Here is a 14,834-nt window from a genome sequence, read left to right as displayed (position 1 = left end):
CGGCCATGCGCTATCGGATACTCGGCGGGACCGGGATCGACGTCAGCACCTACTGCCTCGGCACCATGATGTTCGGAGCCGTCGGCAATCCGGACCACCAGGAGTCCGTCCGGATCATTCACGCCGCCCTCGACCAGGGCATCAACTTCGTCGACACCGCCGACATGTACTCGGGCGGCGAGTCCGAGGAGATCGTCGGCAAGGCGCTGCGCGACCCGCGGCGCCGCGAGGCGACCGTCCTCGCCACCAAGGTGTACTTCCCGGTGGGCGGCGAAGGCCCCAACAGGGGCGGGTCCTCCCGGCGTTGGATCACCCTCGCCGTCGAGAACAGCCTCAAGCGGCTCGGTACGGAGTGGATCGATCTTTATCAGGTGCACCGGCCCGATCATCGGACCGACATCGAGGAGACCCTCGACGTCCTCGGCGACCTCGTCACCCAGGGGAAGATCCGGGCCTTCGGCTGCTCCACCTTCCCCGCCGAGGAGATCGCCGAGGCGCACGCCGTCGCCGAGCGGCGCGGGCTGCGCCGCTTCCGCTCCGAGCAGCCGCCGTACTCGCTGCTCGCGCGCGGCGTCGAGGCGAACGTGCTGCCCACCGCCCAGAAGTACGGGATGGGGGTGCTGACCTGGAGTCCGCTCGCGTCCGGCTTCCTCACGGGCAAGTACCGCAAGGGGCAGGCGATCGACCTGACCAGCGGGCGGGCCGCGCTCACCCCGCACCGCTTCGACCCCTCGCTGCCCGTCAACGCCGCCAAGCTCGACGCCGTCGAGGAGTTCGTCGCGCTGGCCGACGAGATCGGGTGCTCCCTGCCCGAGCTCGCGATCGCCTTCGCCGCCGCACACCCGGCCGTCACGTCCGTGATCATCGGGCCCCGGACGATGGAGCAGCTGGAAGGGCTCCTCAAGGGCGCGCCGGTCGTCCTCGCCGACGAGGCCCTCGACCGGATCGACGCGATCGTCCCGCCGGGGACCAACCTGTACCAGCCGGACGGCGCCTGGCGGTCGCCCGTCCTCGCCGATCCGGCGCTGCGGCGGCGGCCGTTGGGAGAGCGCGCCGCCGCCGTCTGAGCGCGCCGGGCGACCGCCTACCGGGCGAACTGCTCCGTGCCCACCACCCGCAGCAGGGCCAGGCGCTCCCCCGCGTCCGTGCCCGGCGGCGGGGTGTAGAGGACGAGGCGCTGCTCTCCCTCCGGGGCGAGCAGCACCTGGCAGTCCAGGTCGACCGCGCCGATCACCGGGTGCGCGACCCGCATCCGGCTGTGCCGGCGGACCGCCACCTCGTGCCGCTCCCACAGCTCCGTGAACTCCCCGCTCGCCCCGCGCAGGCGTTCCACCAGGCGCAGGGAGGCCGGGTCGCCGGAGCGGCGGCCGACGGCGGCGCGCAGGTCGGCGACGTGCAGGCGGCTGTAGTACGCGTGCTCCTCGGCCGGGTACGCGGCGCGGTTCGCCGGGTCGGCGAACCAGCGCCACACCACGTTCCGCCCGTGCTCGGACACCGTGCACACCCCGCCGAGCAGGGACTGGGCCATCGCGTTCTGGGCGAGGACGTCCCCGAGGTCGCTCAGGATCTGCGCGGGGGTCGTCTCCAGCTGGTCCAGGAGGTGGAGGAGGCCCGGGGCGACGTGGTCGCCGGCCGTGGCGCCGGCGGGCGGTCGGTGGCCGGCGAGGAGGTGGAGGTGGTCGCGCCCGTCGTTGTCGAGGCGCAGCGCGCGGGCGAGCGCGCCGAGCATCTGCGGCGAGGGCTGCGGGCCGCGGGCCTGCTCCAGGCGGATGTAGTAGTCGGCGGACATGCCGGCGAGCTGGGCGACCTCCTCGCGGCGCAGTCCGGGCGTGCGGCGCCGGGGGCCGGCCGGGAGGCCCGCGTCCTGGGGGCGGACCCGTTCGCGGGAACGCCGCAGGAAGTCGGCGAGTTCGCGCCGGTCGACGCGGTCGGTGCGGTCGGTCGTCATGCCGATCATGGTGCCGGGTGCGGGCGGCCGTATCCAGGGATCGGCGGTCCCAGGCTCGGAAGGGCTCTCCCGGGCGCTTCCGGGGGTCGGCAGAGTCCTCGGTGTCAGCCACCGACCGCCTCCCCGCCGGGGAACGGCCGGGGTCAGCCACCGCCTCCCCACCGGGGAGCCCGGATCCACCTGGAGCAGAGATCATGGCCACCGTCACCGTCGGCACCGCCCGCGTCCACTACGACGTCGAAGGCTCGGGCGCCGGGCCCGCGCTCCTCCTCGTGCACGGCACCGGTTCCGGCGGCGCCGTCATCAACTGGGGCCAGACCGCGCCCCGTTTCACCGGGGACCGCCGGGTGATCACCCTGGACCTGTCCGGTGCCGACCGGACCGTCGACGACGGCGGGGCGCTGACCGTCGAGACGCTCGCCGCGCAGGTGATCGCGGTGATCGAGGACGCGGGCCTCGGCCCGGTCGACCTCCTCGGGTTCTCGATGGGCGCCCCGGTGTCCGCGGCCGTCGCCGCCCTCCGCCCCGACCTGGTCGAGCGGCTCGTGCTGGTCGCGGGGTGGGCGTACACCGGCGGCGACGAGTACCTGCGGAACCTGTTCACGCTGTGGCAGCGGCTCGGCGAGTTCGACCCGGCGGGCTTCGGGCGGAGCGTGACGATGACCGGGTTCAGCCGCGGCTTCCTCAACTCGATCGGCCGCGAGGGCGTCGAGGCCCTCATCCCGAACATGCCGCCCACGCCGGGCACCCTGCGGCACGTGGCGCTGGACCTGGCGGTCGACATCCGCGCGCTGCTGCCCCGGATCACGGCGGAGACGCTGGTCATCGGCGGGACGCAGGACATCACCGTGCCGGTGGAGAACAGCCGGGAGCTGCACGCGGCGATCGCCCGCAGCACGTACGCGGAGATCGACGCCGGTCACGTCATGTTCTTCGAGAAGGAGGACGAGTTCGTGAAGACGGTGACCGGGTTCCTGGGGGCCTGACGCCATCATGGGCCCATGGGAGACACGAGGTTCATCGACGCGGCGGAGCGGCGGGCCCGGCTCGGGGTGCGGCACCGGCTGGCGGGGAGTGCGCGGGCGGGGTCGGCGGCGGAGGCCGGGGGTGCGCTCGTGGCGCTGCACGGGACGGATCCGGCGAGCGTTTTCCTCGCGGTGGCGGCGCGGCTCCGCGGGGGCGTCGAGCCGGTGGGGGCGGTGGAGCGGGCGCTGTACGAGGACGGGGCGCTGGTCCGGATGCACGGCATGCGGCACACGGTGTTCGTCTTCCCGTCCTCCCTCGCCGCCGCCGTCCAGGCCTCGACGACCCGGCCAGCCGCCGTCCGCGAACGGACCGCGCTCCTCAAGCACTTGGCGGCCGGCAGCGACTTCGACGGGGCCTGGCTCGCGGAGACCGAGCGGCTCGTCCTCGCGGAGCTGGCCGTACGGGGAGAGGCGACGGGGGCCGAACTCGGCGAGGCCGTACCGAGGTTGAGGTCGACGTACGTGTACGGTCCCGGCACCCGCCAGGAGGGCGTGCAGTCGGTGGCGAGCCGGGTGCTGCGGGTGCTCGGCATGGAGGGGCGGATCGTACGGGGCCGGCCGCAGGGGACGTGGACGTCGAGCCGCTTCCGGTGGGCGCTCGCCGAGGCCCGTCCCGCGCTGGACCCGGCGGAGGCGCGGGCGGAGCTGATGCGGCACTGGCTCGGGTCGTGCGGGCCGGCGACCGAGGCGGACCTGACCTGGTGGACGGGGTGGAAGGTCACGGACGTGCGGAGGGCGCTCGCGGAGGTCGGGGCGCTGCCGGTGACGCTGGACGAGGGGACGGGTCACGTCCTGCCGGACGACCTGGAGCCCGTACCGGAGCCGGAGCCGTGGGCGGCGCTGCTGCCCGCGCTCGACCCGACGGCGATGGGCTGGCAGGCCCGCGACTGGTACCTGGACCCGGCCCACCGGGCGGCGCTCTTCGACCGCAGCGGGAACATCGGGCCGACGGTGTGGTGGAACGGCCGGATCGTCGGCGGCTGGGCGCAGCGCCCGGACGGCGCCCTCGCCCACCGGCTCCTCGCCGACGCGGGCGCGGAGGCGGAGCGGGCGATCGCGGCGGAGACGGAACGGCTGACGGGATGGCTGGGTGACGTCCGGGTGACGCCCCGCTTCCGGACGCCGCTGGAGCGGGAGCTCAGTACAGGGTGAGCGCAGGCGGCCGATCGAGTGAATTCCCCCCTTTTCCCGGTTTCCGCCCGCGCGGTGTCGAGAACGGCGCCCCGGCTCCGACTCTGCTGCGAGAGGCAGTACGGCCCGAGGAGCAAGGAGGAGTCATGAAGTACCTGGTGATGGTGCAGGGCGCGCAGGCCGACTACGAGGCGATGACGGGGCGCGGCACCGCGCAGTACCCCTCCTGGGACAAGACGCAGCTCAAGGCGATGTTCGACCACATGAACGCGATCAACGAGGAGGTGTCCGCGCGCGGCGAGATGGTCGACGCGCAGGGCCTCGCCGCCCCGTCCACGACCCGCTTCGTCACGGTGGACGCCGACGGCGAACCGGTCGTCACCGACGGCCCGTACGCCGAGACCAAGGAGGTCCTCGCCGGCTACTGGGTCCTGGACTGCGCCTCCCTGGACCGCGTCACGGAGATCGCCGCCCAGGTCGCCCGCTGCCCGGTCCCACCCGGCTCCCCGGAGTACCCGGTGGTCATCCGCCCGATCGACGAGACGGGCCCGAGCCAGGACTGAGCCGTGGCCGGGCCCGCGCACGGGCCGGTCTCAGTGCATCCCGTGGGCCCCGCCGGTCGTGTGGGGCCTGCCTCGGGGGATGAGGAAGGGGGAGGTCAGGGCTGCTGCCGCGGCCGTCAGGGTGCAGGCCGTGAAGGCCGTGGTGAAGCCGGACGGGGTGGGGGGTGTGGTGGTGAGGGCGAGGGTGGAGGCGAGGGCCACGCCGATCGTGCCGCCGACCTCGTGGAAGGTGTTGACGATGCCGGAGGCGAGCCCGGCCTCGTGCGCGGGGATCAGGCCGAGGGCCGTCGTGGTCGCCGTGACGAAGACCGCGCCCAGGCCCAGGGCCGCCGTGGCCAGGGCCGGCAGGAGGGTCGTCCACGGGTCGGCGGTGGGGCTGAGGAACGCGAGGGGCGCGCAGCCGGCGGCCGCCAGGGCCGTGCCGCCGGTGGCGCAGGCGCGCGGGCCGGCCTTCGTGACCAGGTGGGAGCCGAGGTGCGCGCCGATCGCCGTGGTGAGGGCGACCGGGAGGAAGAGGAGTCCGGTGCGGAAGGCGTCCATGCCGTCGACGTGCTGGAGCCGCATCGAGCCCAGGAAGAAGAACGCGATCAGGAGCGCGGTCGCGACCAGCATGAGCAGGGAGCCCGCGACGACCGGGCGCCTGGTCAGCATCCTCAGGTCCATGAGCGGGGTGCGGGTCCTTCGTTCCACCGTCGCGAAGGTCGCGTAGAGCACGACCGCGCCCACCAGGGGCAGCAGGGTCGCCGGGGCCGTCCAGCCCGAGTCGCCCGCCTGGACGAGGCCGTAGACGAGCGCGCCGGTGGCGGTGGTGACGAGGAGGGCGCCCGGGACGTCCAGGTGCCGGGTGACCGTGGGCGCGGCGGGGTCCTTCGGGAGCAGTCTCGGGAGTACGGCCAGGAGCGCCAGGCCCGTCGGGACGTTCACGTAGAAGATCCACGGCCAGCCCGGGCCGGACGTGAGGGCACCGCCGAGGAGGACGCCGACGGCGGAGCCGGTGCCGCCGACGGCCGCCCAGACGCCGAGCGCCCGGGCCCGTTCGGGGCCGTGGAAGGTGAGGGTGACGAGGGCGAGTGCCGCCGGGGAGAGCAGTGCGGCGCCGATGCCCTGGGCCACGCGGCCGGAGAGGAGGACCGTGGCGTTCGGGGCCAGGCCGCAGATCAGTGATGCGGTGGTGAAGAGGGTCAGGCCGGTGAGGAGCATCCGGCGGGCGCCCAGGGCGTCCGCCAGGCGGCCGCCCAGGAGCATCAGGCCGCCGAAGCAGAGGGTGTACGCGGTGACGACCCAGGTCAGGGCGGTGCGCCCGAGGTCCAGGTCGGCGGCGACGGCGGGCAGGGCGACGTTCACGACGGTGACGTCGAGGATCAGCATGAACTGGGCCGTGCAGATCAGCGCGAGGGCGGTCCAGCGGCGGGAACGGACGTCTGCGAGGGCAGTGTCGAGGGCCATAACTGAACTGTACGGCACAGTACAGTTGAACTCAACAGTACAGTTCGCTTGGTAGGCTCCGGCCATGGAACCCAAGCCCGCCCCCGCCGGCCCCCGCGCCGCCCGCAAGCGCCAGGCCGTCGTGCGGGCCGCCCGCGACCTCTTCCTCCGCGAGGGCTTCGGCGTCGGCATGGACGCCATCGCCGCCGAGGCGGGCGTCTCCAAGGTCACCGTCTACAACCACTTCGGCAGCAAGGAAGCCCTCTTCACCGCCGTCGTCGCCGGCGCCCTCGACGAACCGCTGCACGGGGAGGCCGACGGCCCCGACCTCTCCGCCCTCGCCGACGCCGAGGACCTGCGCTCCGCCCTCACCGAGGCCGGGCGCGCCTGGGCACGGGCCGTCCGCGCCGACGAGGAGGGCCGCGCCCTGCGCACCCTCGTCGCCACCGAACTCCACCGCTTCCCCGAGCTCGGCCGCGCGTGGCGCGCGCACGGCCCGGCCGGCCACCACCCCGCCGTCGCGGACGCCCTGCGCGCCCTCGCCGACCGCGGCCGGCTCGCGATCCCGGACCTGGAGGTCGCCGTCCTCCAGCTGTACTCGCTGCTCGTCTTCCCGCAGATGGTGTTCGAGCAGTACGGGACGGAGCTCACCGAGGAGCTGAGCGAGCGGCTCGTCGTGGACGGGGTGGAGATGTTCCTCCGCCGCTACACGCCCTGACGGGTGTCATCCTTGGTCTTCGACGGGACCCCGAGCCGGGGAGTAAATTTACCCCCTGGGGTATCTGTGGAGGAGTGGCAGTGGAACTCGATCTCGCGGGCGCCGAGCTCAAGGCGGTCCTGAACCGGCTGCGCCGGGCCCAGGGCCAGATCTCCGGTGTGATCCGGATGATCGAGGAAGGACGGGACTGCGAGGAGGTCGTCACGCAGCTGGCCGCCGCCTCCCGGGCCCTCGACCGGGCCGGGTTCGCGATCATCGCGACCGGGCTCCAGCAGTGCCTGACCGACATCGAGGGCGGGCGGAAGAACGGCGAGGACCCCGAGGCGATGCGGGCCCGCCTGGAGAAGCTGTTCCTGTCGCTGGCCTAGCCGGGACAGACGCGGAAGTACCCCCGGGGGCCAGGCCCCCGGGGGTACTTCCGTCTCCGGCCGTCAGTCGTCCGCCAGGCCCTTCAGACGCTTGGCGATACGGGTCAGGCGCGCGCCCTGGTAACGGGCGGCCGCGAGGACCTCCTCCGTCGGGGCGCCGTTGGCACCCGGGTGCGCGGTGCCGTAGGGGTTGCCGCCGGCCGCGTAGACCGCGGGGTCGGTGAAGCCGGGCGAGACGATGACCGAGCCCCAGTGGTGGAAGGTGTTGTAGAGCGCGAGCAGCGTCGACTCGTTGCCGCCGTGGACGTTGTGCGCGCTGGTGAAGGCGGTCGCGGGCTTGTCCGCCATGACGCCGCGCTGCCAGAGGCCGCCCGTCGTGTCGACGTACTGCTTCAGCTGCGCGGACACGTTGCCGAAGCGGGTCGGGGAGCCGAGCGCGTACGCGTCCGCCCACTCCAGGTCCTCCAGGGTCGCGACCTCCACGTCGCCGGTGGCGTCCACGTGGGCGCGCCAGGCCGGGTTCGCGTCGATGGCGGCGTCGGGGGCGAGCTCGGGCACCCGGCGCAGGCGGACCTCGGCGCCGGCCTTCTCGGCGCCCTCGGCGACGGCCTGGGCGAGCTGGTGGACGCTACCCGTGGCCGAGTAGTAGATGACGGCGACCTTGACGGACATGGCGGATTCTCCTCAGCCGAACGTGCGAACGTGCCAGACTTCCGAGTGAAACGGAATGCTTTCCGCTTCCTTGCTGCATCGAGCCTAAGCGGATCACTATCCGGTTCGCAAGGGGAACGGGTATGCTCACTACAGGAAGCGACAGCAGACGAACCGCGGGGGAACGGGGCTCAGGGACAGGAGTCGGCAGATGAGCACGGAGAACCCGCAGGCCGGAGACAGGGCGGCGGTGCCGGTACTCAGCCTGCTCCCCACCCTCGACGAGCCCGCCCCCGAGCGCGCCGACGCGGCCCGCAACCGGCGCAGGATCCTCGACGCGGCCGCCCGGATCGTCGCCGAGGACGGCCCCGACGCCGTCACCATGAACCAGGTCGCCCACGCCAGCGGCATCGGCGTCGGCACCGTCTACCGCCGCTTCGGCGACGTCTCCCAGCTGCTCTGGGCGCTCCTCGACGACCGCGAGCGCCAGTTCCAGGAGGCGTACATGAGCGGCCCTCCCCCGCTGGGCCCCGGCGCCCCCGCCGCCGAACGGCTCGACGCCTTCCTCGACGCGCTCGTCGACCGGGTCGGCGCCCAGCGCGCCCTGCTGCTCGCGGCGCACTCCGCCGCGCCCCGCGCCCGCTACCACAGCGGCGCGTACCGGGTGATGCACACGCACATGGCCCTGCTCATCGGGCAGCTCAGGCCGGGCAGCGACAGCACCCTCCTCGCGCACCTCGCGCTCGCGCCGTTCTCGCCCGACGTCATGCACCACCTGACGGTCGAGCAGGAACTCTCGGCCGCCCGGCTCAAGGCGGGCGTGAAGGAGCTGCTGACCCTGCGGGGCTAGGGCCTGTCCGGCGGATCAGGGTCGGACAGGCCCTGGACCGCTCCGTGGACGGTGGTGGACCGGCGGGCCCCGTCGTCGCAGGATCCTGCCATGACCACGTATCTGATCCTGCACGGCTTCCAGAACCACCGCCCGCCCGCCCACTGGCAGCACTGGCTCGCCGGGCGGCTGCGCGAGCGCGGCCACGAGGTCCGCTACCCCCAGCTGCCCTCGCCCGACGCGCCCGTCCTCGGCGAGTGGCTCGACGCCCTGGAGGAGCACGGGCGGCGCCCGGCCGAGGGCGAGTTCGTGGTCCTCGCGCACAGCCTGTCGGTGCTGCTCTGGCTGCGCGCCGGGGACCGGCGGCCGGACGCCGACCGGGTCCTCCTGGTCTCCCCGCCCTCCCCGCAGGTCACCGCCTCCATCCCGGAGATCGCCGCCTTCGCCGACGGCCTCGACCTCACGGAGGCGGGGCTCAAGGCGCGGCTCGTGTACGGGGACGGGGACCCGTACTGCCCCGAGGGCGCCGACCTGCACTACGGCATCCCGCTCGGCCTCGACCTGGACCTCGTACCGGCCGGCGAGCACCTCAACCCCGACTCGGGGTACGGGGAGTGGCCCTCGCTCCTGGAGTGGTGCGAGGACCCGGCGGTACGGGTGCGGGCGAACACGAAGCCGTAGGGGGCGGGGAAACACCGCGACCCGTGGCACCCGCGCCCGGTAGCGTCGGCCGGATGCATCCCGAGACCGCACCGTACGACCAGGGCCTGCTCGACGTGGGCGACGGCAATCTCGTCCACTGGGAGGTCTCCGGGAACCCGGACGGCAAGCCCGCGCTCGTCGTGCACGGCGGGCCGGGCTCCGGCTCCTCCCCGCGCAGCCGCCGGTACTTCGACCCGGAGGCGTACCGGCTCGTCCTCTTCGACCAGCGGGGCTGCGGGCGCTCCACCCCGCACGCGAGCGACCCGGCCGCCGACCTGTCCGTGAACACCACCGCGCACCTGGTGGCCGACATGGAGCGGCTGCGGGAGCACCTCGGGATCGACAAGTGGCTGCTGTACGGCGGCTCCTGGGGCTCCACGCTGATCCTGGCGTACGCGGAGGCGTACCCCGAGCGCGTGTCGGAGATCGTGATCGCCTCCGTCACGACCACCCGCCGCTCCGAGACCGCCTGGCTGTACGAGGGCGTCGGCCGCTTCTTCCCCGAGGCCCACGAGCGCTTCCGGGCGGGCGCGGGCCACGCGGACGACCTGGTCGGGGCGTACGCGGCCCTCATGAACCACCCCGACCGTGCCGTACGGGAGAAGGCGGCGGCCGACTGGTGCGCCTGGGAGGACGCGGTCCTCGCGCCGGAGGGCATGGGCACCCCGTACACCGACCGGGTCGACGACACCCGGATCGGCTTCGTCCGGATCTGCTCGCACTACTTCGCGCACGGCGTCTGGCTGGAGGAGGGCGCGCTGATCCGCGACGCGCACCGGCTCGCCGGCGTCCCCGGGGTCCTGATCCACGGCCGGCTCGACATGGGCGGGCCGCTCACCACCGCCTGGGAGCTGGCCCGCGCCTGGCCGGGTGCCGAGCTGCACGTGGTGGAGGGCCGGGGGCACCTGGGCGGCGAGGAGACCCGGGACCTGATCCTGAAGGCCCTCGACCGCTTCGCGCAGGCCTGACGCCCGCCCCCGTGGGCCGCGAAGGCCGCGAAAGGCGCCCGACGGAGCGGGAATTGATAATTCCACATTGCATTCCTGTGCGACCTGACAGGAATTGCGACAGATCTGTTCACAGCATGCCCCCGATATCGCTAACTTCCCCTCAACCTCGTCCGTACCGGGAAGGCACCTCCGTGAACGCATCCCAGCGCCGAGCCGCGGCCATCCTCGCCGCAGCCGCCCTCGCCACCCCCCTGGTCCTCGCCTCCCCCGCCACCGCGGGTCAGGACCCCACGGCCGCACCCGCCCGCGATGCCGCCCGGCTGGCGAAGAAGCTGGTCCGCGAGACCACCGCCCAGGACGCCTACCGGCACCTGCAGAAGTTCCAGGCGATAGCCGACTCCGCCGGCGGCAACCGCGCCGCCGGCACCCTCGGCCACGACGCCTCGGCCGCCTACGTGTACACGCAGCTCAAGAAGGCCGGATACGACGTCCGGTACCAGCAGTTCGACTTCGTCTACACCCAGACGCTCGAAGAGAAGGCCTCCGTCCTCGCGCCCGCGCCCCGGACGCTCGGCATCAAGGCGATGACGTACACGAAGTCCACGCCCGTCGGCGGCATCACCGCCGAGCTCGCGGCCGTCCCCGTCGACGCCGACGGCTCCACCGGCTGCGAACCGGGCGACTTCGCCTCCGGCGCCTTCACCGGGAAGATCGCGCTGATCAAGCGCGGCGTCTGCTCCTTCGCGATCAAGCAGCAGAACGCGGCCGCGGCCGGCGCCGCCGGCGCGATCGTCTACAACAACGTCGACGGCGCCCTGTCCGGCACCCTCGGCGCCCCCGAATCCGGGCAGATCCCCACCGGCGGGATCAGCCTGGCCGAGGGCACGCAGCTCGCCGCCGACCTCGCCGAGGGCCCGGTCTCGCTCTCCTTCGAGATCCGCCAGCTCCAGGAGAAGCGCACCACCAACAACGTCATCGCGGAGACCAGGGGCGGCAACGCCGCCAACACCGTGGTGCTCGGCTCCCACCTCGACTCCGTCACCGCGGGCCCCGGCATCAACGACAACGGCTCCGGCTCCGCCGGCCTCCTGCAGACCGCCCTGGAACTCGCCAAGTCCAAGGAAAAGGTCCGCAACAAGGTCCGCTTCGCCTGGTGGTCGGCGGAGGAGGTCGGCCTCCTCGGCTCCGAGCACTACGTCAACACCCTCTCGGACCTCGGCCGGAAGGAGATCAAGCTCTACCTCAACTTCGACATGATCGCCTCGCCGAACTACGGCCTGTTCGTGTACGACGGCGACAACTCGGACGGCGTCGGCGCCGGCGCGGGCCCCGAGGGCTCCGCCCAACTGGAGCGCGACATCAACGACTTCATGGACCGGCGCGGAGTCCCGCACGAGGGCACCGACTTCACCGGCCGCTCCGACTACGGCCCGTTCATCAAGGTCGGCATCCCCTCCGGCGGCACCTTCACCGGCGCCGAGGGCATCAAGACCCCCGCCCAGGCGGCCAAGTTCGGCGGCACGGCGGGCGTGGCGTACGACGTGAACTACCACGCCGCGGGGGACGACCTCGGCAACATCGACATGACGGCCTTCGACGCCAACATCGACGTCATCGCCAACGCCGTGGGCACCTACGCCCACGACGTCTCCTCCCTGCGCAAGCCGGTCGTCTCCACCCCGACCACGGGCGACGCGGGCAGCGGCGGCGGCCTGCACGGCGACCACGACGAGGTGACGCGGTAGCTACCGCCTCCGGCGGGCCGTCCCGAACAGCGAGCGGCTGATCTCCCGGCCCAACTGGGTGCCGACCGACCGGGCCAGGGACGTGAAGATCCCGCTGCCCACCACCTGTTCGGCGAGCGAGGGCTCCTCTTTCTCCTTCTTCTTCTGAGGGGCCCTCTTCTCCTCGGCGGACGCGGCCGCCAGCGCCGCCTCCTCCGCCGCCCGCTGCTCGGTGGTCAGCTTCTCGTACGCCGACTCCCGGTCCACGGCCTCCGCGTACCGCCCGTACAGCGGGGAGGCCTTCACCGCCGCGTCCAGGGCCGCCGCGTCCACCGGGCCCATCAGCGACTCGGGGGCCCGCAGCCGGGTCGCCGCCACCGGGGTCGGGGCGCCCTTCTCGCTCAGTACGGTGATCACCGCCTCGCCCGTACCGAGGCCGGTCAGCACCTCCTCCAGGTCGTACGGCGAGTTCGGGAAGGTCCGCACCGTCGCCTTCAGGGCCTTCGCGTCGTCCGGGGTGAACGCGCGCAGCGCGTGCTGCACCCGGTTGCCGAGCTGCGCAAGCACGTCCGAGGGGACGTCCTTCGGGGTCTGCGTCACGAAGAACACCCCGACGCCCTTCGAGCGGATCAGCCGCACCGTCTGCGTGATCGACTCCAGGAACGCCTTCGAGGCCCCGCTGAACAGCAGGTGCGCCTCGTCGAAGAAGAACACCAGCTTCGGCTTCTCCAGGTCGCCGACCTCCGGGAGGTCGCCGAACAGGTCCGCCAGCATCCACATCAGGAACGTCGAGAACAGCTGCGGCTTGTCCTGCACCGCCGGCAGCTCCAGGACCGAGACGATCCCCCGCCCGTCCGGCGCCGTCCGCAGCAGCTCGGCCGTGTCGAACTCCGGCTCCCCGAAGAAGCCCCCCGCGCCCTGCTGCTCGAAGGCCGTGATCGACCGCAGGATCACCCCCGCCGTCACCGTCGACAGGCCGCCGATCCCCTTGAGCTCGGCCTTCCCCGTGTCCGAGACCAGGAAGGCCACCACCGCCCGCAGGTCCTTGAGGTCGACGAGCTCCAGGCCCTTGGAGTCGGCGTAGTGGAAGATCAGGCCGAGCGACTGCTCCTGCGTCTGGTTGAGCTGGAGCACCTTGGAGAGCAGCACGGGGCCGAAGCCGGTGACCGTCGCGCGGACCGGGATGCCGGGGCCGGTGCCGCCGAGCCCGTAGAACTCGCAGGGGAAGCCGCGGGCCCGCCAGTCCTGGCCCACCTCCCCGGCGCGCTCCCGGACCTTCGCGCCGTCCTGGCCGGGGGCCGAGACCCCGGAGACGTCGCCCTTGATGTCGGCGAGGAAGACGGGCACGCCGTTCGCCGAGAGCTGCTCGGCGATCAGCTGGAGCGTCTTCGTCTTGCCGGTGCCGGTCGCGCCGGCGACCAGACCGTGCCGGTTGAGCACGGGCAGCGGGACGCGGATGCGCGCGTCCGGGTGACAGACGCCGTCCCAGAGCAGGGCACCCAGTTCGAGTGCGGGTCCGTCGAAGGCGTATCCGGCGGCGATCTCGGCGGCGGGCCCCGCCAGGGAGGCGGGGGCCGTCCCGGTCGCTCCGGCCTCCGGCGGCTGCTCGCTGACGCTCATGACGGCACCCCAATTCCGATTTGTCACGGTTCGCACCAGCATCCCACTGCCCGCGCGTGGCTGCGCCGGGGACCGCTCGCCCGGTAGGCTTTCCGTGTGATCTTCAAGCGCATCGGAAACGGAAAGCCGTATCCCGACCACGGCCGGGAAAGCACCCGGCAGTGGGCGGACGTCGCCCCGCGCCCGGTCCGCCTCGACCAGCTGGTGACCACCAAGGGCCAGCTGGACCTGGAGACCCTGCTCGCCGAGGACTCCACCTTCTACGGCGACCTCTTCGCGCACGTCGTGAAGTGGCAGGGCGACCTCTACCTCGAGGACGGACTGCACCGCGCCGTCCGCGCGGCACTCCAGCAGCGCCAGGTGCTGCACGCCCGCGTCCTGGAACTCGACTGAGCCGTCGGGCCCCCTGGCCGGCTGAGCCTTTCGGGGTCAGTTCGCCCCCATCCGGACGCGATCACATGATCATCAAGTAGGCATCGCCGACGGGCGGCATTACGCTGCGTTCATGAGCATGCTCACTCCCCCCGGCATGGGCGGAAAGTACCGCATCACGGGGGATGTCTACCCCCGCATGCGCCGCCCCCACCGCCGGCGCAGGATCGTCCTCGCGTCCGCCGCCGCCGTGGTCGTGCTCGGCGCGGCCGGCTGGGGAACGCTCCAGCTCGTCGACGTCTTCTCCGGCGACGGGGGCACGAAGACGACGGCCGGGAAGCAGACCGACTGCAAACCCGCGCCCAAGCCGACCCCCGCGGCCGCCGCCTTCCCCAAGCCCGCGCAGATCACGGTCAACGTCTACAACGCGACCCCGCGCAGCGGGCTCGCCAAGACGACCGCGGACGAGCTGAAGAAGCGCGGCTTCAAGATCGGCAAGGTGGGGAACGCGCCGACCGCCTACGACAAGAAGGTCCCCGGCGCCGGCCTGCTGCTCGGCGCGCCCACCGCCACCAAGGGCGTCTTCCCGGTCCTCGGCACCCAGCTCGCGGGCGCCACGACCAAGACGGACACCCGGGCGACGGCGGACGTGGACCTGATCATCGGGACCGCGTTCAAGACGCTGTCGCCGAAGACGACGGCGGACGCGGCCCTGGTCGCCCTGACCAAGCCCGCGCCCGCCGTGAAGCCCTGCCGCTAGGTCCTACTCCGCGGAGCCGGCTGGCACTTATTCGGCGGAGCCGGCTGT

At 73.0% G+C, this 14,834-nt stretch carries 16 protein-coding genes; 12 read left to right on the top strand and 4 right to left on the bottom strand.

The genetic code is table 11. The annotated features are described in order from the left end of the window. Nucleotides 1-5 precede the first annotated feature (5 nt). Complete coding sequence (locus GGE06_RS17230) at nt 6-1,067, top strand: aldo/keto reductase (protein ID WP_184931192.1); 1,062 nt, start codon at nt 6-8, stop codon at nt 1,065-1,067. A 17-nt stretch (nt 1,068-1,084) separates the two neighbouring features. On the opposite strand, the gene GGE06_RS17225 is transcribed toward GGE06_RS17230, so the two are convergent. After that, the gene (locus GGE06_RS17225; RefSeq protein WP_221518133.1) at nt 1,085-1,957 is read right to left on the bottom strand and encodes a helix-turn-helix transcriptional regulator; all 873 of its coding nucleotides are present in this window, start codon (nt 1,955-1,957) and stop codon (nt 1,085-1,087) included. A 185-nt stretch (nt 1,958-2,142) separates the two neighbouring features. Between GGE06_RS17225 and GGE06_RS17220 the strand changes: the two genes are divergently transcribed. From GGE06_RS17220 to GGE06_RS17210, 3 genes are all read left to right on the top strand, one after another. Next, nucleotides 2,143-2,934, top strand: coding sequence for an alpha/beta fold hydrolase (locus GGE06_RS17220; RefSeq protein ID WP_184931190.1), 792 nt, complete (start codon nt 2,143-2,145; stop codon nt 2,932-2,934). Between the two features lie 15 nt (nt 2,935-2,949). Beyond that, nucleotides 2,950-4,125: a winged helix DNA-binding domain-containing protein gene (locus tag GGE06_RS17215; RefSeq protein WP_184931189.1), complete on the top strand. Its 1,176-nt coding sequence runs from the start codon at nt 2,950-2,952 to the stop codon at nt 4,123-4,125. Between the two features lie 125 nt (nt 4,126-4,250). Beyond that, on the top strand, nt 4,251-4,667 hold the full coding sequence (locus GGE06_RS17210; protein ID WP_184931188.1) for a YciI family protein: 417 nt from the start codon (nt 4,251-4,253) through the stop codon (nt 4,665-4,667). 30 nt (nt 4,668-4,697) lie between these two features. Here GGE06_RS17210 and GGE06_RS17205 read toward each other — a convergent pair whose 3' ends face one another. Beyond that, nucleotides 4,698-6,113, bottom strand: coding sequence for a DHA2 family efflux MFS transporter permease subunit (locus GGE06_RS17205; RefSeq protein WP_184931187.1), 1,416 nt, complete (start codon nt 6,111-6,113; stop codon nt 4,698-4,700). Nucleotides 6,114-6,177: 64 nt separating this feature from the next. On the opposite strand from GGE06_RS17205, the gene GGE06_RS17200 reads away from it, so the two are divergent. Both GGE06_RS17200 and GGE06_RS17195 read left to right on the top strand, forming a co-directional pair. Next, nucleotides 6,178-6,810: a TetR/AcrR family transcriptional regulator gene (locus tag GGE06_RS17200; RefSeq protein ID WP_116159848.1), complete on the top strand. Its 633-nt coding sequence runs from the start codon at nt 6,178-6,180 to the stop codon at nt 6,808-6,810. Nucleotides 6,811-6,890: 80 nt separating this feature from the next. Next, nucleotides 6,891-7,178, top strand: coding sequence for a metal-sensitive transcriptional regulator (locus tag GGE06_RS17195; RefSeq protein ID WP_030685455.1), 288 nt, complete (start codon nt 6,891-6,893; stop codon nt 7,176-7,178). Between the two features lie 63 nt (nt 7,179-7,241). Here the strand turns inward: GGE06_RS17195 and wrbA are convergent, their stop codons facing one another. Beyond that, the gene (gene wrbA / locus GGE06_RS17190) at nt 7,242-7,850 is read right to left on the bottom strand and encodes an NAD(P)H:quinone oxidoreductase (RefSeq protein WP_116159849.1); all 609 of its coding nucleotides are present in this window, start codon (nt 7,848-7,850) and stop codon (nt 7,242-7,244) included. Nucleotides 7,851-8,040: 190 nt separating this feature from the next. On the opposite strand from wrbA, the gene GGE06_RS17185 reads away from it, so the two are divergent. The 4 genes from GGE06_RS17185 to GGE06_RS17170 all read left to right on the top strand — a co-directional run bounded on the left by GGE06_RS17185 (nt 8,041) and on the right by GGE06_RS17170 (nt 12,055). Next, a complete protein-coding gene (locus tag GGE06_RS17185; protein WP_184931186.1) occupies nt 8,041-8,679 on the top strand; it encodes a TetR/AcrR family transcriptional regulator in 639 nt (212 codons plus the stop codon). 90 nt (nt 8,680-8,769) lie between these two features. Next, a complete protein-coding gene (locus GGE06_RS17180) occupies nt 8,770-9,339 on the top strand; it encodes an RBBP9/YdeN family alpha/beta hydrolase (RefSeq protein ID WP_116159851.1) in 570 nt (189 codons plus the stop codon). A gap of 53 nt (nt 9,340-9,392) precedes the next feature. Beyond that, the gene (gene pip, locus GGE06_RS17175; protein WP_116159852.1) at nt 9,393-10,328 is read left to right on the top strand and encodes a prolyl aminopeptidase; all 936 of its coding nucleotides are present in this window, start codon (nt 9,393-9,395) and stop codon (nt 10,326-10,328) included. Between the two features lie 173 nt (nt 10,329-10,501). Next, nucleotides 10,502-12,055: a M28 family metallopeptidase gene (locus tag GGE06_RS17170; protein ID WP_312883167.1), complete on the top strand. Its 1,554-nt coding sequence runs from the start codon at nt 10,502-10,504 to the stop codon at nt 12,053-12,055. On the opposite strand, the gene GGE06_RS17165 is transcribed toward GGE06_RS17170, so the two are convergent. Further along, a complete protein-coding gene (locus GGE06_RS17165; protein ID WP_184931184.1) occupies nt 12,056-13,654 on the bottom strand; it encodes a helicase HerA-like domain-containing protein in 1,599 nt (532 codons plus the stop codon). It abuts the gene before it with no gap. Between the two features lie 96 nt (nt 13,655-13,750). Here GGE06_RS17165 and GGE06_RS17160 point away from each other — a divergent pair, with 96 nt between their 5' ends. Together GGE06_RS17160 and GGE06_RS17155 are read left to right on the top strand one after the other, a co-directional pair. Continuing rightward, a complete protein-coding gene (locus GGE06_RS17160; RefSeq protein ID WP_030209440.1) occupies nt 13,751-14,047 on the top strand; it encodes a type II toxin-antitoxin system VapB family antitoxin in 297 nt (98 codons plus the stop codon). Between the two features lie 112 nt (nt 14,048-14,159). Continuing rightward, nucleotides 14,160-14,786, top strand: a complete 627-nt coding sequence (locus tag GGE06_RS17155) for a LytR C-terminal domain-containing protein (RefSeq protein ID WP_116159855.1) — start codon at nt 14,160-14,162, stop codon at nt 14,784-14,786. Nucleotides 14,787-14,834 lie beyond the last annotated feature (48 nt).

This window comes from Streptomyces nymphaeiformis, assembly GCF_014203895.1.
Taxonomy (GTDB): domain Bacteria; phylum Actinomycetota; class Actinomycetes; order Streptomycetales; family Streptomycetaceae; genus Streptomyces; species Streptomyces nymphaeiformis.
This window is presented reverse-complemented; position numbering and strand designations above follow the sequence as displayed.

Coding starts and splice junctions, on each gene's coding strand:
- GGE06_RS17230 (WP_184931192.1), top strand. CDS start 6: ATGCGCTATCGGATACTCGGCGGGACCGGGATCGACGTCAGCACCTAC.
- GGE06_RS17225 (WP_221518133.1), bottom strand. CDS start 1,957: ATGATCGGCATGACGACCGACCGCACCGACCGCGTCGACCGGCGCGAA.
- GGE06_RS17220 (WP_184931190.1), top strand. CDS start 2,143: ATGGCCACCGTCACCGTCGGCACCGCCCGCGTCCACTACGACGTCGAA.
- GGE06_RS17215 (WP_184931189.1), top strand. CDS start 2,950: ATGGGAGACACGAGGTTCATCGACGCGGCGGAGCGGCGGGCCCGGCTC.
- GGE06_RS17210 (WP_184931188.1), top strand. CDS start 4,251: ATGAAGTACCTGGTGATGGTGCAGGGCGCGCAGGCCGACTACGAGGCG.
- GGE06_RS17205 (WP_184931187.1), bottom strand. CDS start 6,113: ATGGCCCTCGACACTGCCCTCGCAGACGTCCGTTCCCGCCGCTGGACC.
- GGE06_RS17200 (WP_116159848.1), top strand. CDS start 6,178: ATGGAACCCAAGCCCGCCCCCGCCGGCCCCCGCGCCGCCCGCAAGCGC.
- wrbA (WP_116159849.1), bottom strand. CDS start 7,850: ATGTCCGTCAAGGTCGCCGTCATCTACTACTCGGCCACGGGTAGCGTC.
- GGE06_RS17185 (WP_184931186.1), top strand. CDS start 8,041: ATGAGCACGGAGAACCCGCAGGCCGGAGACAGGGCGGCGGTGCCGGTA.
- GGE06_RS17180 (WP_116159851.1), top strand. CDS start 8,770: ATGACCACGTATCTGATCCTGCACGGCTTCCAGAACCACCGCCCGCCC.
- pip (WP_116159852.1), top strand. CDS start 9,393: ATGCATCCCGAGACCGCACCGTACGACCAGGGCCTGCTCGACGTGGGC.
- GGE06_RS17165 (WP_184931184.1), bottom strand. CDS start 13,654: ATGAGCGTCAGCGAGCAGCCGCCGGAGGCCGGAGCGACCGGGACGGCC.
- GGE06_RS17155 (WP_116159855.1), top strand. CDS start 14,160: ATGAGCATGCTCACTCCCCCCGGCATGGGCGGAAAGTACCGCATCACG.